This is a genomic window from Shewanella sp. WE21, assembly GCF_002966515.1.
Lineage (GTDB): Bacteria > Pseudomonadota > Gammaproteobacteria > Enterobacterales > Shewanellaceae > Shewanella > Shewanella oncorhynchi.
Map to the genome: position 1 here is coordinate 4,046,480 of NZ_CP023019.1, position 25,737 is coordinate 4,072,216.

25 protein-coding genes are annotated in these 25,737 nt (G+C 47.0%); 10 read left to right on the forward strand and 15 right to left on the reverse strand.

Translation table 11 applies throughout. The features are described from left to right. Nucleotides 1–9 precede the first annotated feature (9 nt). Genes minE through minC form a run of 3 tightly spaced genes read right to left on the reverse strand, consistent with a single transcriptional unit; the run spans nucleotide 10 to nucleotide 1,772 of the window. Nucleotides 10–267 carry a cell division topological specificity factor MinE gene (gene minE, locus CKQ84_RS18115; protein WP_028760193.1) on the reverse strand — a complete coding sequence of 86 codons (258 nt, stop codon included), beginning with the start codon at nucleotides 265–267 and terminating at the stop codon, nucleotides 10–12. Nucleotides 268–269: 2 nt separating this feature from the next. Then, nucleotides 270–1,079: a septum site-determining protein MinD gene (gene minD / locus CKQ84_RS18120; protein WP_006086391.1), complete on the reverse strand. Its 810-nt coding sequence runs from the start codon at nucleotides 1,077–1,079 to the stop codon at nucleotides 270–272. 27 nt (nucleotides 1,080–1,106) lie between these two features. Next, the gene (gene minC / locus CKQ84_RS18125) at nucleotides 1,107–1,772 is read right to left on the reverse strand and encodes a septum site-determining protein MinC (RefSeq protein WP_006086392.1); all 666 of its coding nucleotides are present in this window, start codon (nucleotides 1,770–1,772) and stop codon (nucleotides 1,107–1,109) included. A 122-nt stretch (nucleotides 1,773–1,894) separates the two neighbouring features. On the opposite strand from minC, the gene CKQ84_RS18130 reads away from it, so the two are divergent. Further along, the gene (locus CKQ84_RS18130) at nucleotides 1,895–2,173 is read left to right on the forward strand and encodes a YcgL domain-containing protein (RefSeq protein ID WP_028760191.1); all 279 of its coding nucleotides are present in this window, start codon (nucleotides 1,895–1,897) and stop codon (nucleotides 2,171–2,173) included. A 143-nt stretch (nucleotides 2,174–2,316) separates the two neighbouring features. Further along, nucleotides 2,317–2,757, forward strand: coding sequence for a YcgN family cysteine cluster protein (locus CKQ84_RS18135; protein ID WP_105252275.1), 441 nt, complete (start codon nucleotides 2,317–2,319; stop codon nucleotides 2,755–2,757). Nucleotides 2,758–2,931: 174 nt separating this feature from the next. Here the strand turns inward: CKQ84_RS18135 and CKQ84_RS18140 are convergent, their stop codons facing one another. Next, complete coding sequence (locus tag CKQ84_RS18140) at nucleotides 2,932–4,452, reverse strand: methyl-accepting chemotaxis protein (RefSeq protein ID WP_105253108.1); 1,521 nt, start codon at nucleotides 4,450–4,452, stop codon at nucleotides 2,932–2,934. Nucleotides 4,453–4,921: 469 nt separating this feature from the next. Here CKQ84_RS18140 and pheS point away from each other — a divergent pair, with 469 nt between their 5' ends. From pheS to lpxM, 4 genes are all read left to right on the forward strand, one after another. Continuing rightward, nucleotides 4,922–5,905, forward strand: a complete 984-nt coding sequence (pheS, locus tag CKQ84_RS18145; protein WP_006081368.1) for a phenylalanine--tRNA ligase subunit alpha — start codon at nucleotides 4,922–4,924, stop codon at nucleotides 5,903–5,905. A 15-nt stretch (nucleotides 5,906–5,920) separates the two neighbouring features. Then, nucleotides 5,921–8,308, forward strand: coding sequence for a phenylalanine--tRNA ligase subunit beta (pheT, locus tag CKQ84_RS18150; protein WP_105252276.1), 2,388 nt, complete (start codon nucleotides 5,921–5,923; stop codon nucleotides 8,306–8,308). Nucleotides 8,309–8,311: 3 nt separating this feature from the next. Further along, complete coding sequence (gene ihfA, locus CKQ84_RS18155) at nucleotides 8,312–8,608, forward strand: integration host factor subunit alpha (protein ID WP_006081370.1); 297 nt, start codon at nucleotides 8,312–8,314, stop codon at nucleotides 8,606–8,608. Between the two features lie 104 nt (nucleotides 8,609–8,712). Next, on the forward strand, nucleotides 8,713–9,651 hold the full coding sequence (gene lpxM, locus CKQ84_RS18160) for a lauroyl-Kdo(2)-lipid IV(A) myristoyltransferase (protein WP_105253109.1): 939 nt from the start codon (nucleotides 8,713–8,715) through the stop codon (nucleotides 9,649–9,651). Between the two features lie 155 nt (nucleotides 9,652–9,806). Here the strand turns inward: lpxM and hypA are convergent, their stop codons facing one another. From hypA to hyaA, 11 genes are all read right to left on the reverse strand, one after another. Continuing rightward, entirely contained in the window at nucleotides 9,807–10,160 is a 354-nt protein-coding gene (gene hypA / locus CKQ84_RS18165; RefSeq protein ID WP_105252277.1) for a hydrogenase maturation nickel metallochaperone HypA, read from the reverse strand. Then, entirely contained in the window at nucleotides 10,160–11,176 is a 1,017-nt protein-coding gene (hypE, locus tag CKQ84_RS18170; protein ID WP_028760185.1) for a hydrogenase expression/formation protein HypE, read from the reverse strand. Before hypE ends, hypA begins: the two co-directional genes overlap by 1 nt. Next, entirely contained in the window at nucleotides 11,169–12,308 is a 1,140-nt protein-coding gene (hypD, locus tag CKQ84_RS18175) for a hydrogenase formation protein HypD (RefSeq protein ID WP_028760184.1), read from the reverse strand. The genes hypE and hypD overlap by 8 nt, the downstream gene beginning before the upstream one ends. A gap of 62 nt (nucleotides 12,309–12,370) precedes the next feature. Further along, nucleotides 12,371–12,616 (reverse strand): HypC/HybG/HupF family hydrogenase formation chaperone, encoded by a 246-nt coding sequence (locus CKQ84_RS18180; protein WP_028760183.1) that lies wholly within the window; start codon nucleotides 12,614–12,616, stop codon nucleotides 12,371–12,373. Beyond that, on the reverse strand, nucleotides 12,616–13,413 hold the full coding sequence (hypB, locus tag CKQ84_RS18185) for a hydrogenase nickel incorporation protein HypB (RefSeq protein WP_105252278.1): 798 nt from the start codon (nucleotides 13,411–13,413) through the stop codon (nucleotides 12,616–12,618). The genes CKQ84_RS18180 and hypB overlap by 1 nt, the downstream gene beginning before the upstream one ends. A 187-nt stretch (nucleotides 13,414–13,600) precedes the next feature. Beyond that, nucleotides 13,601–16,018, reverse strand: a complete 2,418-nt coding sequence (gene hypF, locus CKQ84_RS18190) for a carbamoyltransferase HypF (RefSeq protein ID WP_105252279.1) — start codon at nucleotides 16,016–16,018, stop codon at nucleotides 13,601–13,603. Nucleotides 16,019–16,112: 94 nt separating this feature from the next. Beyond that, complete coding sequence (locus tag CKQ84_RS18195; RefSeq protein ID WP_105252280.1) at nucleotides 16,113–18,029, reverse strand: NiFe hydrogenase; 1,917 nt, start codon at nucleotides 18,027–18,029, stop codon at nucleotides 16,113–16,115. A 3-nt stretch (nucleotides 18,030–18,032) separates the two neighbouring features. Next, nucleotides 18,033–18,590 carry a HyaD/HybD family hydrogenase maturation endopeptidase gene (locus tag CKQ84_RS18200; RefSeq protein ID WP_105252281.1) on the reverse strand — a complete coding sequence of 186 codons (558 nt, stop codon included), beginning with the start codon at nucleotides 18,588–18,590 and terminating at the stop codon, nucleotides 18,033–18,035. A gap of 7 nt (nucleotides 18,591–18,597) precedes the next feature. Next, nucleotides 18,598–19,272 carry a Ni/Fe-hydrogenase, b-type cytochrome subunit gene (gene cybH, locus CKQ84_RS18205; protein WP_028760178.1) on the reverse strand — a complete coding sequence of 225 codons (675 nt, stop codon included), beginning with the start codon at nucleotides 19,270–19,272 and terminating at the stop codon, nucleotides 18,598–18,600. Nucleotides 19,273–19,291: 19 nt separating this feature from the next. Next, entirely contained in the window at nucleotides 19,292–20,995 is a 1,704-nt protein-coding gene (hyaB, locus tag CKQ84_RS18210; RefSeq protein ID WP_105252282.1) for a nickel-dependent hydrogenase large subunit, read from the reverse strand. 3 nt (nucleotides 20,996–20,998) lie between these two features. Next, nucleotides 20,999–22,135, reverse strand: a complete 1,137-nt coding sequence (gene hyaA / locus CKQ84_RS18215) for a nickel-dependent hydrogenase small subunit (RefSeq protein ID WP_105252283.1) — start codon at nucleotides 22,133–22,135, stop codon at nucleotides 20,999–21,001. A gap of 384 nt (nucleotides 22,136–22,519) precedes the next feature. Between hyaA and CKQ84_RS18220 the strand changes: the two genes are divergently transcribed. The 4 genes from CKQ84_RS18220 to CKQ84_RS18235 all read left to right on the forward strand — a co-directional run bounded on the left by CKQ84_RS18220 (nucleotide 22,520) and on the right by CKQ84_RS18235 (nucleotide 25,732). Next, a complete protein-coding gene (locus CKQ84_RS18220) occupies nucleotides 22,520–22,987 on the forward strand; it encodes a TlpA disulfide reductase family protein (RefSeq protein WP_105252284.1) in 468 nt (155 codons plus the stop codon). Between the two features lie 3 nt (nucleotides 22,988–22,990). Further along, a complete protein-coding gene (locus CKQ84_RS18225; RefSeq protein WP_105252285.1) occupies nucleotides 22,991–23,209 on the forward strand; it encodes a DUF4266 domain-containing protein in 219 nt (72 codons plus the stop codon). A gap of 164 nt (nucleotides 23,210–23,373) precedes the next feature. Beyond that, nucleotides 23,374–24,693, forward strand: a complete 1,320-nt coding sequence (locus tag CKQ84_RS18230) for a DUF3570 domain-containing protein (RefSeq protein WP_105252286.1) — start codon at nucleotides 23,374–23,376, stop codon at nucleotides 24,691–24,693. A gap of 130 nt (nucleotides 24,694–24,823) precedes the next feature. Next, nucleotides 24,824–25,732 (forward strand): FAD:protein FMN transferase, encoded by a 909-nt coding sequence (locus tag CKQ84_RS18235; protein ID WP_105252287.1) that lies wholly within the window; start codon nucleotides 24,824–24,826, stop codon nucleotides 25,730–25,732. Nucleotides 25,733–25,737 lie beyond the last annotated feature (5 nt).

Genomic DNA, 25,737 nt, shown 5'->3' on the forward strand with positions numbered 1-25,737 from the left:
GTCATCGACTTATCTGTCAGGCAAAGTGACGTTAAGCTCGAGTACCGACAGGTTGGCGTCGTTTTGATCTAACTGCACAGAAACTTGATCATCAGAAATCGGCACATATTTGCGAATAACGGCAATGATCTCTTGTTTCATCTGTGGGAAATAATCGGGAGTGTCCCTTTGTCCACGTTGATGAGCCACGATGATCTGTAGGCGCTCTTTTGCCATTACCGCAGTGCTAGGCTTTTTCTTGCTTTTGAAATAGTCGAGTAAAGACATAATTAGCTACCAAATATCCGTTGTAAGAAACCTTTCTTTTCTTCCGTAATAAAGCGTACTGGTACATCTTCACCCAGTAAGCGTGCGACTGTATCACTGTAGGCTAAACCTGCATCACTTTCTTGGTCGATAATCACTGGTACGCCTGAGTTAGAGGCTTTCAGTACAGATTGTGACTCAGGAATAACGCCGAGTAACTCAATGGCCAGAATTTCTTGAACATCGTCGACACTTAACATTTCGCCCGATTTTACACGGCTCGGTGAATAACGAGTCAAGAGTAAATATTCTTTTATCGGCTCTAGATTCAGTTCTGCGCGGCGTGATTTGCTTTGCAACATACCTAAAATACGGTCTGAATCGCGCACTGAACTGACTTCTGGGTTAGTGGTCACAATGGCGATATCGGCAAAATACAATGCCATCATAGCGCCTTGCTCAATCCCAGCGGGAGAGTCACACAGAATAAATTCAAAGTCTTTGGCCAAATCGTCTAGAACACGGCCGACGCCTTCTTTGGTCAGTGCATCTTTATCACGGGTCTGTGAAGCGGGTAAAACGAATAACTTATCGCAGCGTTTATCTTTGATCAGCGCTTGATTTAAATTGGCTTCACCATTGATCACATTAACGAAGTCATAAACAACACGACGCTCGCAACCCATGATCAAGTCTAAGTTTCGTAAACCTATATCGAAATCAATAACGACTGTCTTGTGTCCTTGCATGGCAAGACCGGTCGCAATTGCAGCACTCGATGTGGTTTTACCTACGCCGCCTTTACCTGAAGTGACAACAATAATTTGTGCCATGTTTCTCTCTATCCTTTGTTCTGCCATTTAGAGGGGCAATGATTCAACCATAAGCGACTCACCGTTTAGGCGAATGCAGCCGCTTTTATCTGAGCTATGTTGTTGTAGATTTTCAGCGAGCCAATATTGCCCTGCTATTGAAACGAGTTCGGCCTCCAGAGAGTGGGCAATGATAACGGCGCTGGTATCGCCCGCGGCGCCTGCCATGGCTTTCCCTCGTAATGCGCCATAGATATGAATGCTACCATCTGCGATGACTTCTGCGCCATTGCCTACCGCACCAAATATGATTAAATCACCATTTTTTGCGTAGACTTGTTGGCCTGAACGAATATTTTGCTTCACTATCTTAGTTTGGCGCGGGGCTGGCGGCGGGGTACTGCTCTGTTTTCCCGCTTTGACTATGGCAAGGCCTAAGTCTTTTGCTTGTTTACTGAGTACGGTTGTCGCGCCCGTTATGCCAACAATCACTAATTGACGTGAGATCAGCAGATCCTTTAACGCACTTAAATTCAAGCTGTCGTGCTGAATGGCACTCAGATTGACGACTAAAGGAGCACCCAGAAAAAACTGAGGAGCCTGTGCCAATTTATGGTCTAATTCAGTCATGACAGCTTGTAAATCGCTGCTATTAATATGAAGCACTGAAAGAGTAAAAGAAGCGCCTTTTAACTCTAAGCTAGGTTTTGACATCCCGGCACTATTCTCCAGAAATCATCAGTCGGTTCGCTGATTTTACAATTAAATTACTAGGCGACCATGTTATAGTGTGCCCCATTGACTGGCAAGTTTGAACTATTGGATATTTGATTCTTATGCTATGTGCCGTTTATAAAAGTAGCCGAAAGGCTGATACTTATTTATTTGTGAAGAAAAGAGATTGTTTTGACGATGTTCCAGTGCCTTTGATGGAAATGTTTGGCGTGCCAAAGTTGGTGATGGTGTTTCCTATCGCTAAACGCGACGCGTTAGGTATGGCAGATATACATAAAGTCAGAGCAGCAATGGCAGAAAATGGCTTTTATTTACAAATTCCGCCACCTCAGGTGAATTTATTGGCTGAGCATAAGCTGAGCCTTGGGATCAAAGATTAACTAGGCAGCATCAAGACGCTCCTAATGAGCTCTGGCGCGTCAAACCACACTCGTTAATCTCAGTGGCATTGCGTATCTGACGACAAATTAGTGTAAAATAGCCCGCATTGAGCGGGTTTTTTATTAAGAAGATACAGTTAATCATGGCATTTTGGCAGAGTAAAACATTAGCGCAGATGAGCACAACCGAGTGGGAATCCCTGTGTGACGGTTGTGGTAAATGTTGTTTAAACAAGTTGATAGATGATGAAACCGAAGACTTGTATTACACCAATGCAGCTTGCCTTTTGCTCGATCATCAAACGGCAGGCTGTCAGCATTACAGTGACCGTTTCACCCATGTCCCCCAATGTACAGTGATCACGATTGATAATATCCATGAGCTAACTTGGTTGCCCGACAGTTGTGCCTATCGCCGCCTAGCGGCAGGGCGTGAGCTACCGAGCTGGCATCCGCTGCTCACAGGCTCCAAAGAAGCGATGCATTTAGCGGGTATGTCGATCAAAGGCAAGGTGGTGGATGAAAGACGCGTGAAGGATATTGAAGATCATATCGTGCTATGGCCACTTAAAGACGTGGATTAACAGACGTGAATTCATTTTGCCGTAGCGTTATCGATTGAAAATTAACTTATTAATTGAAACAACACTTGTTGATTGGAAAGTGACCGTCAGAATGAAAACAACAAGGGAACGATTATCGCTCCCTTGTGCATTTTGGGTGTTAAGTGAATTTAAATTCCATCAAATAATGCTCGACTAGATTTTTAATCCCACCATCAACTGATCAAGTTGACCAGCTGTTGCTTGCAGCTCATCACAACCTGAAACCGACTGGTTGGCCGATTGCTCCACATCGTGTGATTGGTTGCGAATTTCCATTAAGTTAGTTGCAATCTCGTTGGCCACTGCCGATTGCTCTTCGGCCGAGGTCGCAATTAGCACACTCATTTCAAACACTTTGTTGCTGTGGTGGGCGATAAACTCTAAGTCTTTACCCGTTTGCAGTACGTGTTGTTTACCTTCATTAGCTTGATTCACAGTACGCGACATCACTTGTGTCAGATTGCGAGTACCCGATTGAAGTGATTCGATCATGGTTTTGATTTCAACCGTTGCGGCCTGAGTTCTCCCCGCTAAAGTACGTACTTCATCGGCCACCACGGCAAAGCCACGACCTTGTTCACCGGCGCGTGCCGCTTCAATCGCTGCGTTGAGGGCGAGTAGGTTGGTTTGCTGGGAAATCGCATTAATAGTTGATACCACTTCATCAATTTTACTGGCGTTGTCATTGAGTACACCCACCGCATTTGAGGCCGCGGAGATTTCATCCGATAACACGTCAATAGCTTTGACTGTGGTTTCAATATCTTTCCCGCCCGCGCTAACCTGTTGATTGGCTTCTTGGGTTTCGGCTGAGGATTGTTCGGCATTGCGGGCTACTTCTTTCACTGCGGCAGTCATTTCTTCCATTGCCGTCGCTAAGGAGTCCAGATGTTGTCTCTGGTTTACCGCCAAGGATTGACCTTGCTGCGCAGTGCTACGAAACGATGATACAACTTCGCGTATTTTAGCGGTCGATTCTGCGATTTGCTTGACTAAGGTATGTTGACGTTCTACTAAGGTATCTATGCTGATGGCTAAGATACTGAACTCGTCTTTTACTTCGAAGAAGTTTAAACGCCCCGTTAAATCACCCGATGCGGCCCGTTTTAATGCCATCACTGTCGTATAAAGTGCGCCGCCTACGAAGGTTGAAATGTAATAGCTGAACAAAAATAGCACAAACAAGAGTGCCGCCATTAGGCCATAAACCAGCAGGTTATCGTTGGCGAGCAAGGCATCAATTTCTTTGCTGTCTAGGGGAATAATCGTGATCAGGTTTTGATCGTTAACGCGACTCACAGCTCTAGGTTGCTTACCGCTATCATCGATACCACCGCCACTGCGAGCGATGGATTGCGCTTTACTGTCGGCTTCATTTACCGAAACAATGCTGACATTACCTTCAATTTCGCGACTAAGTTGATTAAGGATAGTTTGGCGTTCTTGCTCTGGTAGTTTGTTATATAAGCTGCCAGTGACTTGGTTGATTTGTTGTGAAGCATTTTGCAGACTATTGAGTTGTCCTTGAATTAAGGTTTGCTGGGATTGGTTATCTAGGAAAAGCGCCAGTCCAACAATCATCAACATGGGAACGATAGAGAGAATAGCGAATTTAGTTTTTAAGGTCATATGGATAAGGTATTGATCTATCCAGCGAAATTTTACTTCTTTCATGAGTGCCTCGATAAAATGGGCCATAAACCGAATTTATATCGGTCAGTTTGCCATAGACTTTATAGTTTTCTGTTTTGTAATGATTTATATGGTTAATGTAGTCTAATTGCAGTCGTTATTGTGTTGTTTGCTGCAATTTTGGCAAGGTACAGGTGTGAGTTTACAGTTTAGTTACAAATGCTGCTAGTGGCTGAAAGCGGAAGTTGTTTACGTCAGAATCGAGGTTTGGGTTTCCCCTTGAGTAAAACTCAGGCTCCAAACTGGGGTAACACATGAATTTGCATGATAAAAACCCCCAATAAGCCCTAGTAATATGCCGCTCGCTCGCGTAAAATTTCTATCCTTTTATTTCGTTATAGCTAGCAAAGCGTCTGGCATTAACGCCCGATAACCTGAGCACCCAAATAGCCTGAAAGTTTGGCGCCCATAGCACTTGTTTATCAAGCGCGACTATGCAGTGGAAGAGAAAATGCAGCAGTTAACTGAGATCGTAGAACAAGCCTTAGTCATTATTGACCAGGCCAGTGATCTAAAAGCACTGGATGATATCCGTGTCGATTACCTTGGTAAGAAGGGTAAGATCACCGACATGATGAAAATGATGGGTAGCTTAAGCCCTGAAGAAAAGCCAGCCTTTGGCCAAGCGGTCAATGATGCTAAACAGGCTATTCAACAAAAATTAACTGAGCGCATCGATGGTCTGAAGAGTTCGGAATTGGAAGCCAAATTAATCGCTGAAAAGATTGATGTGACTTTGCCAGGCCGCACCCAAGAGATCGGTGGCTTACATCCTGTGACTCGAACCATTGAGCGCATCGAAACCTTTTTCGGGGAATTAGGGTTCTCGGTAAAGCAGGGGCCTGAAATTGAAGATGATTTCCACAATTTCGACGCACTGAATATCTCTGAGCACCATCCTGCGCGTGCTGATCATGATACCTTTTATTTCAATCCTAAACTGATGCTGCGTACCCAAACTTCGGGCGTGCAAATTCGTACTATGGAAACTGAAAAGCCACCATTACGCATTATTTCTCCGGGCCGTGTTTATCGTAACGATTACGACCAAACTCACACGCCTATGTTCCACCAAGTGGAAGGGTTGTTGGTTGATGAGCATGTGAACTTTGCCGAATTGAAAGGCATTTTGCATGACTTCCTGCGTAACTTCTTCGAAGAAGATCTGCAAGTGCGTTTCCGTCCATCTTACTTCCCATTCACTGAACCTTCAGCGGAAGTGGACGTGATGGGCAAAAATGGTAAATGGCTAGAAGTGCTTGGCTGCGGTATGGTACATCCGAATGTGCTGCGCAGCGTTGGCATAGATCCAGAAAAATACTCTGGTTTTGCTTTTGGTATGGGTGTCGAGCGCTTAACTATGTTGCGTTACGGCGTAAACGATTTACGTGCGTTTTTCGAAAACGACCTACGTTTCCTGAAGCAATTTAAATAACGGAGCTGTAATAGCATGAAATTTAGCGAATCTTGGCTTCGTGAATGGGTAAACCCTTCAGTCAGCCGTGAAGCATTATCCCACCAGATCACTATGGCCGGTCTCGAAGTCGATGACGTTGAAGCCGTGGCTGCCGATTTTAGCGGTGTCGTGATTGGTGAAGTTGTGGAGTGTGGTCAGCATCCCGATGCCGATAAACTGCGCGTGACCAAAATCAACGTTGGTGGTAGCGAACTTATCGATATCGTCTGCGGTGCACCAAACTGCCGTCAGGGTCTTAAAGTGGCCGTGGCTATGGTTGGCGCCGTATTACCTGGCGATTTCAAAATCAAGAAAGCCAAGCTGCGTGGCATGCCATCAGAAGGCATGTTGTGCTCGTACAGCGAGCTTGGCATCAACGTCGAAAGCGATGGCATTATCGAATTGCCATTGGACGCGCCACTCGGCACTGACATCCGCGATTATCTGCAACTGAATGATGCCGTTATCGATGTGGATTTAACGGCTAACCGTGCCGATTGCTTAGGTATGGCAGGTCTTGCCCGTGAAGTGGGCGTGTTAAACCGCCAAACAGTGGTTGAGCCACAGTGGCAAGCCGTCACGCCAACGACAGATGCACAGGTCACGATTAACGTTAACGCGCCTGCAGCGTGTCCACGTTACTTAGGCCGTGTGGTTAAAAACGTCAATGTTAAAGCGCCTACGCCATTATGGATGCAGGAAAAACTGCGTCGTAGCGGTATTCGCTCTATCGATCCTATCGTAGACATCACTAACTTTGTGTTGATTGAATTCGGTCAACCTATGCACGCTTTCGATCTTGCCAAATTAACCGGCGATATCGAAGTGCGTTTAGGCACTGGCGAAGAGAAAATCACTCTGCTTGATGGCAGCGAAGTTACGATTCCAAGTGATACCTTAGTGATCGCCGATGATGCGCGTCCATTAGCCCTCGCCGGCGTGTTTGGCGGCGAATACTCAGGCGTGAGCGACACGACCCAAGACATACTGCTTGAATGTGCCTTCTTCGCGCCGCTTGCCATTATGGGTAAGTCACGTCGTTTAGGTTTGCATACAGATTCATCACACCGCTTTGAGCGTGGTGTTGACCCTGAGATGCAACACAAGGTTATCGACCGTGCGACCCGTTTAGTACTTGATATCTGTGGTGGTGAAGCTGGCCCTGTAGTTGAGGCTAAATCAGAGGCTGATTTACCCAAACCTGCACAAATCGTTTTACGTCGTAGCAAGTTAGATCGAATTTTAGGCCACCATGTACCAGACACAGATGTGGTCGAAATTCTACAACGTCTCGGCTTCAGTGTGGTTGTGGGCCAAGATAGTTGGCAGGTCACTACCGCGACTTATCGTTTTGATATGGCGATTGAAGAAGATTTGATCGAAGAAGTGGCCCGTATTTACGGTTATAACAATATCCCGAATACGGCGCCTGTTGCTGCGCTGCGTATGTCAGATCATAAAGAATCTGACTTAAGCCTAAAACGCGTGCGTGCCTTATTGGTCGCTCGTGGTTTCCAAGAAGCGGTAACCTACAGCTTTGTCGATCCAAAACTGCAAAATCTGGTTCACCCTGGTTTAGACGCTATGGTGTTACCAAACCCAATTTCCAGTGAAATGTCGGCCATGCGCCTGTCAATGTTCACCGGTTTATTGGCCGCCGTTGGCTACAACCAAAGTCGTCAACAGAGTCGCGTGAGACTTTTTGAAACTGGCCTGCGCTTTGTTCCTGATATCAATGCAGAATCCGGTGTAAGACAGCAAGCAATGCTCGCTTGTGTCATTACTGGGCTCCAAAATGATGAACATTGGGCTATGGAATCGAAAACTGTTGATTTTTTCGACCTTAAAGGTGATTTAGAAGCAATTATCGGCTTGACAGTTTCCGCATCAGAATTTAGCTTTAGAGGAGCGACGCATTCTGCTCTCCATCCGGGGCAATGTGCTGAAATATTGAGAAATGATCGAGTGATCGGTCATATAGGTGCAATCCATCCTAGTTTGGAGAAGCCTTTTGGACTCAATGGTAAAACCATCGTTTTTGAGTTGGAATTGGATGCTTTATTGCATACCAGTTTGCCGCTAGCCCAAGCTGTATCTAAGTTTCCAGCTAATCGTCGTGACATCGCAGTCGTAGTAGATGAGAGTGTATCTGCAGGTGATGTAATGAAATTGATAAGAAAAGTTGGCGAAAATCAGTTGGTTGGCATAAACTTGTTCGATGTATACTTAGGTAAAGGTGTTGAACCCGGCAAGAAGAGCCTGGCGATAGCACTTACATTACAAGACACTACTCGTACGCTTGAGGAAAAAGAGATTGCTGAGACCGTTGGTTCAGTCGTTTCTGCCCTTAAGTCCGAGTTCAACGCATCGTTGAGGGATTAAAGTATGGCACTTACCAAAGCCGAAATGGCAGAACATCTTTTTGAAACACTCGGAATGAACAAACGTGTCGCCAAAGAGATGGTTGAGTCGTTCTTTGAAGAGATTCGGGGCGCACTTGAAAGTGGTGAGCAGGTCAAGTTATCTGGCTTTGGCAACTTTGACCTTAGGGACAAGAATCAAAGACCGGGAAGGAACCCAAAAACAGGCGAAGATATCCCCATTTCTGCTCGTCGTGTCGTGACTTTCCGTCCCGGCCAAAAGCTGAAAACTCGTGTAGAAGCAGCAAACACGGGTAAGTAATTTCGTTTGTTTGATGGGAAAGCCACTCCTTAGAGAGTGGCTTTCCTGTTTATTTTTTCATGCAATATCTCCATTGTTTTTATCCACTGTCTGAGGTGAATTCTTTGTCAAGACAGCCCAAACATTTTGACCGTCGTTTTAAACTCGCCTTATTACACCCTAGATACTGGGCCACTTGGTTAGTGATTGGTCTATTAGTGATTTTCGGACTCATGCCCGCATGGCTGCGTGATCCCATAGCAAGATTATTGGCAAAAATAGTGATGCCAATTGCCAAAAAGCCCATTAGCGTTGCGAGAGCCAACTTAAGGGCGTGCTTTCCTGAGCAATCCACCGCCGAGATTGAAGTGTTAATCCGTGAGAACGTGCAAAACTTCGTTTTGGTGTTGTTAGCACAGGGCGAATTGCTGGTGCGCTCAAAAGCGCATTTACGTCGTCGAGTGAATTTAATCGGCTTTGAGCATGTGACTAAAGCACAAGCGGCCGGGCAACCGATCATTTTTATCATGCCCCATGTGTGGCCAATCGATTATGCTGGTTTACGCCTTAACCTTGAGTTGCCTATGGTGACTATGGCCAAAGCCCATAAAAACGGCTTATTCAATTGGTTTAGTAATCGTGTACGCAGCAGTTGTGGTGGTCATGTGTATATGCGCGAGGCGGGCATTCGGGCGTTATTGGCTGAGCTTAAGCGCGGTAACAGTTTCTTTTATCTTCCCGATGAAGACTTAGGTCCTGAACAAAGCGTGTTTGCGCCTTTTTTAGGCACAGTGAAGGCAACGCTACCTGTTGTTGGGCGTTTAGCGCAGGCGGGGAATGCCCAAGTGTTGCCAGTAAAGATTGGCTACAATCAAACGTCACGCCAATTTGATCTTACTGTGATGACGGCCGTTGCGCCGGAAGACATGGTGGGCAAAGAAAACGAAGCGTTGGCACTGAACAAAGTGGTCGAGCAAGTTATCTTAGCTTACCCAGAGCAGTATATGTGGTTCCTGCGGTTGCTCAAGACGCGCCCAGAGGGTGAAGCTTCTATCTACAGCTGATGTAGCGTGACTGAAATAGTGTGGTTTAAAATGGCTTTGAGCTCTGTGTGCTCGAAGCCATTTTTGTGTTGAAGGGCGTTATTTATTGATAGCACTCTTTATTTATAGAGCGTTTTATCAATAGCGCTGTCGTTAACAATGCGTATCGTGGGTGATTAATCCTCGTTCTGTTCCATCTCAAGTTGCATCAGTAACATATCTTCGCCATCGAGTACGCGAGTACGAAAGCTTTGACACGCAGGGCAGACGACCGTGCGCTCACTCAGTACGGATTCAGTCTTGCAGTCTTGGCAAAGTATCACTAGCGGCTGAATTTGCATATTGAGTAGGGCTTCTTTGCAAATCCCATCGAGCTTAAAGGTATCGAAGGCCGTTTGTAGCAGGCTAGGTTCAACCCCGCTCATGACTCCCAGTTTGATATCTACTCGGGTGATTTTATCGGCATGATTGGCCAGCGCGTGCTGTTCGCATTGCTCAATCAGGGCACTCACAATCGAATATTCGTGCATCAGCAAATCCTTGGCAGCAGTTCACCTTGGGGAAGATCGAGATAACGCTTAGTATTCCAAGGCGTTCTTAGCACGACTTTCCCCACTAAATCCTCACTCACAGTGCCGATTATCGCTGCATGCTCACAGCGCCCAAAGCGTTGCATGATCTCGAGCGCACCTAAGGCGATGTCGTTGGGAACTGCGAGGATGAAAGTGCCTTCGTTGGCGAGATCCATGGCTTCGAAACCATAGAGTTCGCACAGACCTTTGACTTCATCGCTGACGGGAATACTGGCTTCATTTACTGTGATGCCAACATTGGAGGCGACAGCCCATTCGTTGAGCACCGCCGATAAGCCGCCGCGAGTCGCATCGCGCATCGCATGAATGGGAATATTGGCGGCGATCAATTGCTCGACTATGGGCCAGAGCGTCGCGCAGTCACTTTGTAATGCTGATTCGAGCGTGAGTCCTTCACGCGCCATTAAAATCGCTGCACCGTGGCAGCCAATATCACGGGAGACAATAATGGCATCGCCCACGGTGACATTCGCCGCGGAAATATTGGGACGCAAGATGCGACCAATGCCTGAGGTATTAATAAATAAACCATCGGCGCACCCCTTGGGTACGACTTTAGTGTCGCCGCAGACAATCCGTGCACCACTGTGTTTTAATTCTTTCGCCATACTGCGGACAATCGTCGTTAAATCCTTGATAGAAAAGCCTTCTTCGATGATCACACTACAACTCAAATACTGAGGTTCTGCGCCCATCATAGCGAGATCGTTTACTGTGCCTGCGATGGCGAGCTTGCCGATATCACCGCCGGCAAAAAATAAAGGGGATACGGTGAAAGAGTCTGTGGTAAAGGCGTTGGCACCGTGCAAATCGAGTTTAGCAGCGTCTTCTTCGCTGCGAAGGATTGGGTTATCAAACTCGGCAAAAAACAGATCACGGATCAGTTTATTCATTTCTTTGCCGCCACCGCCGTGGCTGAGTTGAATGGATTTATCTTTAAGTGTATCAGCCATGATGTGGCTCCTTGATATCGATACCTTGATAGCGGTAATAGGCATTGCAGGCACCTTCGGAGCTGACCATGCAACTGCCTAAGGGCGTTTCGGGATTGCAGCCGCGGCCAAAAACTTTGCAGTCCTTTGGTTTAGCAAGCCCACGAAGTATATCGCCGCACTGGCAGGCTTTATGATCGTCAATTTCCTTCACGGGTAGGCGGTCTTTAAAGCGCAGTTCGGCGTCTCTGTGGGCATATTCGGGTTTAAGCTGCAGCGCTGAATTGGGGATTGGGCCTAGTCCACGCCAGCGAAATTGCGGTCTGACATTGAAGAATTGATTTACTTTGGCCTGCGCCGTGAGGTTGCCGTTTTCCGATACCGCGCGGCTGTATTGGATATCGAGCTCCGCTTTACCCGCGGCTTTTTGGCGCACAATCCGTAAAATCGACTCCATCACATCGACGGGCTCAAATCCTGCCACCACTACGGGTGTGCCATAGTTTTCGACTGTGCTGCGATAGATTTTTGCGCCACTGATCACGCTTACATGGGCTGGGCCGATAAAGGCGTTGACCCTCGCTTTTGGGTCGTGCATCACGGCATCAATTGCGGGTGGCACTAATACATGATTGATATGAAACAGTAGATTTTCGAGTTTTTCTTGTTCGGCCAGTTGTAACAAAATTGCTGTCATTGGGGTTGAGGTTTCAAAGCCAATGGCGAAGAACACTACGGTTTTATCGGGATTCTCGCGGGCAATTTTGAGCGTATCTAAGGGATCGTAAATTGGGCGAATATCGCAGCCCTTGGCCCTAAAACTGGCTAAAGAGCCTTGAGAACCGGGCACGCGGATCATATCGCCCAGGGTCACAAGAATAACATTTTCTTGGGAGGCAAGCGCCGCGGCTTGGTCGATGCGCTCTTTAGGCATAATGCACACTGGGCAGCCAGGACCATGGATAAATTCAATATTATCTGGCAGTAAATCTAGCAAGCCGTATTTCATAATCGTATGAGTATGGCCACCACAGACTTCCATGATATTGATTTGTTGCTTAACCAATTTAGCGGTTAACTGAATATCCCGTGCTAAATTGGCAATCGTTTGGGGATCGCGAAAGCCTTGATAGAGGTGTCTTAGTTCAAGCATGCTTTTTCCTCGGTGCACTCGATAGGGGTGCGCCTTGCGACTTAATCCTGCACTGCTGATGGTCAGTGTATGGCTTCATTTTCAAGCTTAGTGACGATTTCTTTGTATAGATCAATGCTTTGCTGCGCATCTTCCTTATCAATTTTGTTCATCACAAAACCAATATGGATCAACACATAGTCGCCAATTTCCAGTGGCTCATTCATTAAATGACTGCTGACATCGCGGCGCACGCCTAAGGTATCGACGGTGACACTCTGGCGCTCAATATCGACCGCCACCACTTGGGAAGGTATGGACAAGCACATTATTGTGCACCTCGAATATTGTCTTTAAGCCAAGCGGCTACAGCCTGCATGGAGTCGCCATCTTTAATTGAGACTTCAATAATTTGAGTTGCTGGATTGAGTTTTTTAAGCTGCGCTCTGGCTTCGTCCATCTTGAAATCAAAATAGGGCAGTAGATCGCACTTTGTGATAAAAACTACATCGGCGCGGCGGAACATCACAGGATATTTTTCAATCTTATCATCACCTTCTGGCACTGATAGCAGCACGATATTTTTGTGAGTGCCCACATCATAACTGGCTGGGCAGACGAGATTACCGACGTTTTCGACAAAGCAAATATCGAGTCCTTCAAGCGGCAGATGATGTAGGGCACCGTGCACCATAAAGGCGTCGAGGTGACAGGCGCTGCCCGTTTGAATTTGATAGGCCTTAATGCCTTTAGCGATGAGGCGGTCGGCATCGCGTGAGGTTTCTAAGTCGCCCTCGATCACCGCATAGTTGAGCTGCGTGTATTCTTTGAGATTTTCTAATAGGGTGGTTTTGCCACTGCCCGGGCTACTCATGATGTTGAAGGCAGTAATGTTATGTGCCTCAAAGTGGGCGCGGTTATGACCTGCTTCGACATCATTTTTATCTAAAATTTTGTGGATGACTGACAAGGTTTTTTTATCGTTTAACTGAGGATTTGTGTGTAACTCTTGATGGCTATGCTCATGAGTATGTGAATGGTCATGATTATGCTCATGGCTATGGGCATGCGCGCCTAGATGATCATGGTCGTGGCGGGTAAGGGAGCAGCCGCAGTCTTTACACATTTTACCTCTCCTTGTATCGGCAGAGTACGAGGACTTTGCCTGACAAATAATGATTGATGTACGAATCGTTAATTTGGTTACGCTAATGTTGAGTGTGATACAAATTGCGCTACGGATCTTTGATGTTCGTCAGGTTTATGGGGATAAAAATGGCGAGCGAACATCAGGGGTTATCAAATAAGTAAGGTTATTGACTCTGATGAATGCCATACCAAAGTTGGCCTAGGGCGATGCCGCCATCATTGATGGGTATCTGTTTACTGGATAACATTTTATTTCCTTGGGCGCAGAGCTTGTTCAGGCAGTATTCCAATAGATATTTATTTTGAAATACGCCACCGCAGAGCACAGTTGGGAGGTGTTGATACTGGGCAGCATAATCACAGATAGCATCACCTAATGTGTGTAAAAAGGCGCGGGCGATGGCATAGCATCTATTGTCTGTTAGCGGTTGTGCTGTAATCAATTCAACAATTTGCTTGAACATCTCACTGCTTCGCCACTGGTCGATGTCAAGAGGTAAGTTAAGCGAAATGACTTCAAGGGCTAATGCATCGGCGCGATTGGCCGCGGCTTCTATCGCCATGCCCGCTTGACCTTCAAACAGTGTGGTTTCTATTAAGCCTAAGGCGCAGGCGAGGGCATCGAACAGTCGCCCGACAGAGGAGGTTTTTATCGCGCTGCCGTTCTGCCAGATCTTATGTAAGTTAGTCAGAGTGTTTGGGCGCATGTTGTTTAATATAGGTAATTGTAATGCGAGCACAGTATCGAGGCTCATTTGTTCGAACAATAATGCCAGTAATAACCTCACGGGTTGCTTAATGGCTTGCTCGCCGCCTAGCAGGGCTATGGGCTCAAAATGGGCCAGTCGCTGCGCTTTATCGAGCGTAGTTAATAGCACTTCACCACCCCATAAACTGCCATCGTCGCCAAGCCCAGTACCGTCAAAACTAAAGCCCAATACGGGATCTCGATATTGGTTAACTGCCATTACGCTGAGCACATGGGCATGGTGGTGTTGCACCGATAAACATTGATTTTGACGGGTATCGCTGAGTTTTACACTCGAGTTTGAGTGCATTTCAGCCCAGCGTGAAGGGGCATAATCTGGGTGTTTATCGCAAATAATAAGATTTGGCGTAAAGTGATACAACCGAGCAAAAGTGGCTAAGGTGCGCTCAAAATATTGCTCGGCGCTGACGCTGAACAGGTCGCCAATATGGGGACTTAAAAACACATTATTGCCAAAGCCTAAGGCGATGGCATTTTTTTGTTGTGCGCCCACGGCCAAAATCGATTGGGTCAGCGGTATCTCTAAGGGGAAACTTAACGGTGCATAGCCGCGGGCGAGGCGCAATACTTGCACCTCTGCGGAGGAATCCAGTTGCGGCTGGATCACTTGCACCACACTATCATCACAGCCATTAATAATCGACCGATTATGATCGACTATCGCATCCACCACATGGCTTAAGTGACTAATAAGCTCATCACAATCAGTGATGATAGGTTCACCGGAAACATTGGCGCTAGTTGCAACTAATGGCCCTTTGAAGAGACCTAATAGCAAATGATGTAGCGGTGTGTAGGGTAAAAATACCCCGAGTTTATTCAGATTGGGGGCGACAGCTAAGCTGAGATCATGTTCGGCTCGGCTGCTCATCAGCACTATGGGCCTTTCCTGCGAACTCAGCACTCGCCACTCGGCATCCGTCCCTGTGACATAGTGCTGTGCCATAGTGATATCTGCCATCATCACCGCTAGCGGCTTGGCTTGGCGCTGTTTTCGCAGCCTAAGTGTATTGACGGCATTGTCACTTCGGGCATCACAGATTAAGTGAAATCCACCCAATCCTTTAATTGCCAGAATCTGCCCTTGGCGTAATCTGTCAGCCGCTGCTGTCAGTACCGTAAGATCCGTACTTAATTCAGGTGTGCTGACATTTGAGGCATTGGGAAGGATGTATTCCCCTTGCGGTGTTTTTAAACTGAGTCTGGGGCCACAGGCGGGGCAACTTATGGGCTGGGCATGGTAGCGGCGGTCGAGTGGGTTTTGATATTCTTTGGCGCACTCGGGACACATGTCAAAATCGGCCATGGCGGTGTTGTGTCTATCATAGGGTAAAGCATTGATAATCGTGTATCGAGGGCCACAGTTAGTGCAGTTGGTAAAGGCATAGCCAAAGTGACGATCATCAGGATTATGCATATCGTTCAAGCAATCTTGGCAGGTGCTTTTATCCGCCGATACCGCCACCTGCGCACCTATCGGTGAACTTGGGTCATCGTCCTCATGGCTGTCGCTTTTTATAATCTCAAACGTGGTTTCGCTTAATAAAATCGGCAGTGGTATTTGGCTGATATTGTCGATACGGGCGAGTGGCGGCGGGGTGGTATTGAGTACTGCGATAAAGCGAGTGAGGTTTTCATCATTACCTTGCAGCTCAATGGTCACGCCTTTGGCATTGTTGAGCACAGTACCCGTCAGTTGAAACTCAAGGGCATAACGATAGACAAAGGGGCGAAATCCCACCCCTTGTACTATGCCAGTGACGTGCAACTGACAACGCTTTAACGTAGCTCCCTTGTGGACAAGGTATTCCAACGCGAGCCTTCGTTTTATCTGCAGGTCACTGTGCTTTTTGTGGCGACTATTATGCCTATGTGGCTTCATGCGTTGTGACTTAACTTTTGGCCTCCTAATCATGGGCATTCAGTTGGCGCTGCTTAACGTAAAGTGCCCCAACGGCTAAGTTATCGCCGTCTAAATCTAGGCTGCGATTGATCACCAATGGAAAGTTTTTGCCTAAGCGTAAGCTGATGCGTTTGCACAGGGTTTCATTGATTAATTCATTGCCCGCTAAGGCTATATTGTGCACGCCGATATTTAAGTCGATATGCTCGATCCAGTTAGATAAATAGTCCGCCAGCGAGTCTTGCATCGCAAAGGCAAGCTGACTCGGATCGTCATTACCCGCAATACGAAAACTTAACACTGTGCCTAAGGTTTTACACCAATTTAGGCTGCGGTGGGCTTCACCTTTGGTCAGCGGATAATCGATACGCGGTGCATTGGCACCGTGGTAGCGCATGGCGGCGGCCATGAGTGCATCGCTGAGCCTTGCTTGGCTTTGAGTCTCTTCTTGTGTATTAAGGCCAATTAATATGGCGGCAATCGCCCACAGGCTTTGTAAGTTGTCCCGTCTGCCGTGAAGCTTTAGGCTTAAAAGTTTTAGGTAATCTTCGGGGAACAAGCTCTTAAATTTTTGCGCTACGGCTTTTTGCGGACTGCTGTCCAGTTGATGGAAGATTTCGTAACCGTTATCGGGCAGCTCGGGCAGGGCGAAGAAAAGTTCAGTGTCGCCCTTATTATCGCAGGTGACAATTTGACTGGCGTGGCTATGGCTTAAGTAAATGACCGCGGCATTTTTTGCCTGTTTATGACTGGTAAATTTACCGTTGAGCAGCGCACTGAATAGCGCAGCGTCTGCAAGGGTGTGATTTTCTGTGTTGACTGTATTTTGATTATTATCGCTTAGGATACTAGTGCAATGAATATCACTGTCTTCACTTGACGGTACTTGAGTTAATACTGCCACACTCAGTTCGCCTTGGTGCGATCGTGAACGTTTCGCCGCTTGCCATTGGGCTTGATAGCCGTGAAAACTGACTTTTTCCCTTAAGGGTTCTGGAGCGATAAAGTGCTTGGTTTGAACCTGTGTTGAGCTTAAATCGTGACTGGCGATTTGTGCCCAAGCACCATCGACCCACGCTAGCTTCGGCCTATTATGCGGCCCTTTAATGTAAACCCAATCGACCCCTTTTTGTCGTAATACTTCCCCGAGCACTAAGATCACTCGGCTGTAGGCAAAGCAAATGTCGTACAGCGGCGCACTGAGTTTGTCGTGTTCTTGCGTGGGTCTCGCGCAGATAAGCGGCTTTTCAATACTCGAAAGCGCGAGCACCTGCGCATCGTTCAGACAAAAATGGGCGTTCAGCGTATTGGGATTACAAATTAACAGTTGTGGCCGCTCGCTTAAGGGCTGCTCAAACGGTGTCAGGCTGATTTGCAGATTATCGGCGGCCGCTAATGTCAGTGGGCCTTGTGTCAGCAGTCCCTGTGCCATGGCTTTAATATCTGACAAGGTTAACGCTTTTTGTGCGGACGTTAATTGTGTTTCGCCCTTGCAGCAAGGGCAAATTAAATCGAGTGTGCCAAACTTAGCCGACTGATTATCGCCAATCAACGGATAACAATGCTGGCAAAAAGGCACTATGGCAGGGCTTGATACAGACTGTGGAAAGGGCAGTAAGGTTTTACTGCCCTGGGGCTCGTCGATGACTTTAATACTAGAGTCAATCAACCAAGCGGAAATCAAAAAGTCCGCGGCAATGGCATCGGCCAATTGTTCTAGTTGGTTTTGCTCGCCCTGAGCTTCAATAAAATAGCTTTGAGGGCCAAAGTCATGTTGGCCAGCACTATATTGACCTGAGCTATGTTGACCATCACAGCCTATGCTGATATTTAGCTCATCGTAATTTAGATATTGATTACATAAATGCGCATACAAAGGCACCTGACGTGAGCAGGTAAAATCAAATCTGATGTTTTTCATCTTCTATATACTTTCACCAGTAGTAACGCCACGTTTATAAGAGTCAGGGATCAGCGAGTCGATACTATGCTCGGCAACACGCGTTGCAGTGAACCCAAGGGAGGCTAAGTGGGATAACAAGCTTGATTCCATTAACGGTACCGCGGCGGCGACTTTAGGGGTCAAGCCTAGCACCATAGGTTCGAGCACGGTTGGGGTGACGCCAAGCACGAAGGTTTTAGGCCTGTCGCCAACCATTTCCATCATATTGAGGGTTTGCAGCATTTCGACTTCATGGGCGCTGCCTTGCCAGTCGATTTCCTTCGGCGCTTTATCAAAATCGAAGAAATAGACTTCGCCCGCTTCTACGCCATTGGCATTAACTGTATCGACCACGATTAAATAATCGTATTGGCAAATAATAGGGATAAGTCCCTGAGCCAAGGTGCCGCCGTCGAGCAGCGTTAGCTGATGGGACTCATGGGTAAACTGATAATTATCAGCTATATAATTGACAAAATGTACGCCGATGCCTTCATCGGCGTACAGGACATTGCCAATACCGAGTAGCAATATCTTCATTGGACTCCTAGTGGTGTGAGTCTGGCTTTGGGTAGTCATAGCCAGAGACAATCGAGTCAACTGAGTTATGTTTGAAGCGTATCCCTGACCAAACCGCCATATAGACGTGGATAACCACAAAGATAACAAATGCCCAAGTTAAGTAGTGATGCCAAATCCTAACTTGTGCGAGCCCACCCATTTGTGCCGTGATCCAAGCGGCGCTGCCCCAAAGCATGCCACCTAAACCTTGGTGATACACATTGGCGTACAACACCAGACCCGTTATACATATCACAAGAGCGACCAGTGAGATTGCTACATAAGTCACAAATTGCAGCGGTCCATAGACACCGGCTTTATGTAAGTGCCCCATCCATAAGTAAGATTTCAGTTGAGTGATCCAGCTTTTTACGCTCATGACATCGCGAAATGAGCGCCGCTCAATGTCGCTTCGGCTGAAAAAATACAGGTAGAAGCGCACTAAAGTGATTGCGGTTAGTACAAAACCGCAAATCAGATGAGCGAAGCGGATCCAGCCTTGTACGAGTACGTCCGTACTTTCAGGCGCCACAAGAAACGGCCAAGCAATATAGAATCCGGTGATCACTAGCACCAGAATTGACAGTGCCCTGAGCCAGTGAAAAATCCGTATTGCCGGACTAAAAATCAGTGTCCGAATGCGGGTTGCAGAATGGTTCATTTTGCGTTCCCTCCCTCGATTATTGACCATTGGGACTGACACGGAACTCGCTCAATGCTTGGCCTTTGAAATCCATTACGTGTACAGAACACGCCATGCAAGGGTCAAATGAGTGAATAATACGTATCACCTCAAGGGGCTTAGTAGGATCTTCCAGTTTCAAGCCAATTAAAGAGGCTTCATAGGGACCCATTTTACCGTTGGCATCCACAGGACCTGCGTTCCAGGTCGTCGGTACCACGGCTTGATAGTTCTCAATCACTCCATTTTTAATGCGGATCCAGTGGCTTAACATGCCGCGTGGCGCCTCGATCATGGCGTGACCTACATACTCTTTATTTGGATCAATATTGGGTTTTACATAGGTAGATTCATCGGACTGGATATTCGTCAGCAGCGCATCAAAGGTTTTTAACCCTTCTTGGGCGACGATAACTGTCTGCAACATACGGGCTGCGGTGCGACCTAAAGTGGTAAATAGGGCGGCAACGGGTAAGCCAGTGCGAGCGAGCAGGGCATTGACCGAATCCACAACCACTTTGTTACCACGGGCATAGCTCACCAATAGGCAGGCTAATGGGCCCACTTCGACGGGTTCACCTTGATAACGGGGAGATTTCACCCATGAGTATTTGCCATCACCATCCAGTGTTGGCAATTTGCCGTAGACAGTGTCGCGTTCAACAAAACCAGTGTAATTAGGAATCGTTGTACCGTCATAGGGATGCTGCGGCGCATCGGCGCTATACCAAGCGTGGCTGACGTCTTCGGCAATCAGATCTGGATTCACATCACTGACGCCGGCAAGGTCGCCATTCATGATCACGCCTTGATTAAACATGTATTCGCCATTGGCTAAGACAAAGTCATCGGTCGCCATGAAGTTTTTCACGTTTACGCCGCCCAACACGCTAGGTTCAGTACCAAAGGCTTCGGCTGCCATCACGATATCTGCTTGATAGGCACGCAGAATAAAGTCAGTTACTGTCGCATGTTTTTGCTTCCATTCCTGTAGGCGAGCAGGGCTGAGCATGTCGCGCACCGAAGTTACACCACCGACAACAACGGATTGTGGATGTGGTGATTTACCACCAAATATGGCTAGCATTTCTGCCGCAACACGTTGTACTTCAAGCGCTTTAAGGTAGTGAGATAGCGCGATAAGGTTTTGCTCTGGGGTAAATTTATAGGTGCCGTTGCCCCAATAAGCGTTGGCAAATGGACCTAATTTTCCCGTTTCGACAAAGCCTTTAACTCTTTCTTGTACCGCTTTTAAATCACCTTCACCCGCCGCTATGGGATGGTCTGTGTATTTCAGGGCAACTTGTGCCGCTTTAGCAGGATCGGCGCTCAGTGCAGAAACCACATCAACCCAATCTAAGCCGTGTAGATGGTAAAAATGGACAATATGGTCGTGCATGTATAAAGAGGTTTGCATTAATGAACGTAAGTATCTTGCGTTCAATGGAATTTGAATTCCTAACGCATTTTCAACCGCTTCAGTACCGCAGCGGTAGTGGGAATAGGTACATACGCCACAGATACGTTGCACAATAAGGCCAACATCCATAGGCGTGCGGCCTTTGAGAATGACTTCAATACCGCGCCAAAGTGTGGAGGATGACCAAGCCTTGTTGATGACGTTATTTTCATCAACTTCGACTTCGATACGTAAGTGACCCTCGATACGTGTGATAGGGTCGATAACAACGCGCTTGCTCATGGGTTATTCCTCCAGCGGTTTGGCAAAAATACTGGCAACGGCATGGGCTCCAATGCCCACCACAGTCGCGCCTAAAATCACCGCACCAATAGTATCTGCGGTCGCATCCAATCCATGGAGGAGTTGACGGCCAAGGGGTTTTTCAAAGTCAGCCATATCGTCCCAGAAGTTAGGTTCTGAGCAACCCATACAACCGTGTCCAGCGAGTACTGGCCAGCTAGTGTGATGGTTAAAGCGCTCGGTTGGGCAGTTGTTGTAGGTGTAAGGACCTTTACAACCGACTTTATAAAGGCAGTAGCCTTCTTTCGCACCGTGATCGCCAAATTCTTCAACGAATTCACCAGCATCGAAGCGGCCGCGGCGTTCACAGTTATCGTGTACCCGTGCGCCGTAAGCCCATTTAGGTCTATTAAACATATCCAGCGCAGGTAATTTTCCGAACATGATGAAGTACATCAAAGTGCCGACTATGTTCTTTTCACTCGGTGGGCAACCGCCTAAGTTAATCACGGGTTTAGTGACCACTTCATGCACGCCTTTAGCCCCCGTTGGGTTTGGATAAGCGGCTTGCACCCCACCAAACGCCGCACAAGTGCCGACAGAGATAATCGCGGCGGCGCCTTCAGCAGCATGCTTGATGATTTCTAACCCTGTGTGGCCTTTACAACCCACAGTTAAGAAACTGCCGTTATTTGCAGTCGGAATCGCCCCTTCAACGGCCAGTAAATAGCGGCCCTTGTAAGTTTCGAGTGCATGTTCGAGGTTCTCTTCAGCTTGCCAACCCGCTGCAGCCATTAAGGTTTCGTGATATTCCAAGGAAATATGATCGAAAATCAGTGAGTCTAGATTGGGGGTATCGGTACGAATTAAAGATTCGGAGCAGCCAGTACATTCGGCCATATGTAACCAGATTAAGGGTACACGATCGGCTAATTCGGCAGCTTCGGCCACTAAGTTACTAAAGGGGAGTGGTAATGCGAGCATGCTCGTCACCATGGCACTCCACTTCATAAAATCACGGCGACTAATACCGTGCTGTTGCATTTTCTCAATCAGCGATTGTTGTTGACGGGGAGCGAATTGGCGTAACGCATCTAAGCGCGCCTTTCCCTGTTCATATAGGGCTGCATGTGTGTCCATGGGTCAACCTTTTTTGTTATTTAAATGTAAATTGGTAAGGGTTTACATAATTGACAGTGTCAGTTTAGGCCGTTGGAGTGTAAAGATTATTGATGTATATCAAGAATTTTTAAGAGATGTGACCGAACTGATTTTGACATTTAATTAACATGACACAGATCTAATTTCACTTTTTCTAATGGGACAAAATGTCTCACATTTGCCATTTTGGATGAAATCGGTCACTTAATCAGCGCTCATGTGCTTAAGGCGATGCAGATGACTATGGTTCATTCGCGTGGTGAGTCTGGGCGAGCAGGTTAATTAAACTTATGTAAGCTTGTTTAAGAAAACCTTAAGATTCAGTTAATAGATTCGAACGTAATCGTTAATGCGGAATATGCTATGAAGAAAATATTATTGTTACTCAGTTTATTGGCCGCAGGCGTACAAGCCGCGCCATCGCTGGACTATCAAGTGTTTAACGCGCAAAACCAAGCTGTTTCCCTGAGTGAGTTTAAAGGCAAAGTCGTCTATGTCGATTTTTGGGCATCCTGGTGTGGCCCTTGCCGTAAATCGTTTCCTTGGATGAATGAGATCCAAAAAAAGTATCAAGATCAAGGTTTGGCCGTCGTGGCAATCAATCTAGATACAGATAACGAGTTAGCCCAAGAATTCTTAAAACAAGTCCCTGCCAATTTTTCAGTGCGTTTCAATCCAGAAGGTGATGTCGCGCGCAGTTTCGATTTGCTGGGCATGCCGAGCAGTTTTATGTTCAATCGACAAGGTCAGTTAGTACTGCATCATGTTGGCTTTTATGCCGATAAAACCGCTGAATACGAGCAAGAGCTCGTCAATTTACTGAAGGAGTAATTTATGCTTAAACCCGCATTAGTCGCAGTAACGCTCATCATAGGTTTGAGTGGATGTTCAAGTTTAGGAGTGCAGCCGTGGGAGAAAGGCCAGTTGGCCCGCAGCGATATGGCGGTCGACAGTGAAAAGCTCGATCTAGCACTCGATGATCATATTTATTTTAGTAAAGAAGGCAGTAGCGGCGGTCGTGCATTTGCCGGTGGCGGATGTGGCTGTAACTAAACTCTCCGTTGGTGTTATTTGCCTTTAGATGTTACGAATAAATGTAACGCACAGATGTAATGAACAGACGTACTAAAACAAATGTGACGAGCAGATGTTCTAAAATCTGGGGCGAAATCCCGCGGTATTGAATAGATTGAAGTGACCTACAGGTGTTGTCAGCTATGACTCAAAAAAAGAACCCAATAAATACAAGACAATCGAAGCAGATAGCGGGTGCTCTCGCATTAGCCAGTTGTGGACTGTTTGCAACAAGTGGCCATGCGACTGAATTATCTAAAAAAGCTGACGACTGGAAGATCGATGCTGCGTTAATGTATTACGGTGAGCAAGATAGAGTACAAGCCATCGAAGCTATAGGCACAGCGCAAAAAGTCTTTGGCGATGACAGTGTGCTGGATCTCAAACTCGTGGTTGACAGTCTAACGGGGCCTTCAGCATCGGGCGCTGTGGCCCAAAGTACCAGCCAAACGTTTACTCGACCATCAGGTAATGGGCAATATCATGTTTCAGCGGGGGAAACGCCGTTAGATGACACCTTTCACGATACTCGCGTACAAGCCAATGTCGGTTGGAGTGAAGTGCTAACACCAGATTGGAAACTCAGTGTTGGCGCATATGGCTCGAAAGAGTTTGATTATATGTCAATGGGCATCAATGCCGGAATTGAGCGAGGGTTTAATAAAGACAACACCACTTTATTTTTAGGTACGGCTTATAGTTTCGATGTGGTTGACCCCGTTGGCGGTCGTCCGGTGGATTTATCTTCGATGGTCATTCGCGATAACTTCACCAGTGAGGAAGCTTATCGCAGCGCATTCGATGCGACTCGTCAAGGTGGCAGTGATGATAAGCAGACCGCGGATGTGATGTTAGGTATCACCCAAGTGCTTAGTCAGCGCTGGTTGTTGCAGGCCAATTACGGCTTGTCGAGTGTGAATGGCTATTTAACGGATCCCTACAAGGTGATCAGTGTGGTGGATAACAACGGCATTACTCAGGATTTATTGTATGAGAGCCGCCCCGATTCGCGCTTGAAGCACAGTTTTTACGTGATGACCAAAGGCGCATTAGATGCGGGTGTGGTGGATTTTTCCTATCGTTATAATACCGATGACTGGGACCTCACATCACATACCTTAGAAACCCATTATCGGTATTACTTTACCGGCAACTTCTATGGTCAATTACATCTGCGCTATTACCAACAAACTGCGGCTAACTTCTATCAACCTTTCTTGATGGCTGATACGCCACTGCCTGAGTTTGCTAGTGCCGATTATCGTATCGGTGATATGTCGGCATATACGATTGGGGTTAAATTTGGCCATCGATTATCGGGCGGTCATGAAATGTCGTATCGCTTAGAGTATTACCAACAGGATCCGAAAAATAACGGCGCTACGATTCCTGGAGAGCTGCAAAACTTCGATCTATTTCCGACTCAGAAGGCAATTACAGCACAGTTTAGTTATTCTTTTTAATACGAAATAATGCTACTGGCTCAGATAGCAAGGCGTTAAACTGTATGGGTAGCTTAGCTACCCATACTCAATTTACCCCTGAACTTATTCAATCGGAATCCCAGTGGGATGCCATGTGAAGAGGTGATTTATGATGTCGACATCATCCCTAAAGACCGCACCTTATTCGTTGCAGCGCCGTGATTGGGGTTATGTGGGCGAATTTAGGGCCATGGCTAGTCCCTGTGAAATACTCATCGCATGCGATCAACTCGATATTGCCGACGATATGCTGGATATGGCGGTCACTGAAGCACTGCGTATCGAACATAAGTACAGTCGCTTTATCGCGCAGAATTGTCTGTGGCAATTAAACCATGCCAATGGTCATAAGCAGCTTATCGATGAAGAAACCTGGCAGTTATTGGCTTTTGCTAAACAATGTTTTCAGCTCAGTGATGGACTCTTTGATATTTCTGCTGGGCCGTTAATGGAACTGTGGTGCTTTGATCCTAAAGCCCAATTGCCCGAACATGGCCGCATACTTGCCGCGAAAGCCTTAGTGGGGTTTGAGCGCATCGAGTTTGATTCGCGCCATATTGAGATGCCAACAGGTATGAAATTGGATTTTGGTGGTATCGCAAAAGAATATGCGGTCGACAGAGTCGCCTATGAGTTAGCTGAATGTTATCCAGACATTCCAGTGTTAGTGAATTTTGGCGGTGATATCGCTTGTCCCGTGTCCAAAGTGACGCCATGGCAAGTGGGAGTTGAAGATCCACGACACCTTGACCACGCTGCGAGTGTACTGGCGATTAGTCAGGGTGCATTAGCGACCAGTGGCGATACGCGGCGCTTTTTTGAAGTCGATGGAAAGCGTTACGGCCATATTGTTGACCCACGCACTGGCTATCCCGTTATCCATGCGCCGCGCTCTGTGACTGTGTTAGGGCCAAACTGCGTGACTGCAGGTATGCTCGCCACTATGGCTATGCTGCAGGGGCGAGACGCGGAAGATTTTTTACAGCAACAAGGTGTTAAGTTCAGTATTTTCCGTTAGGGCTC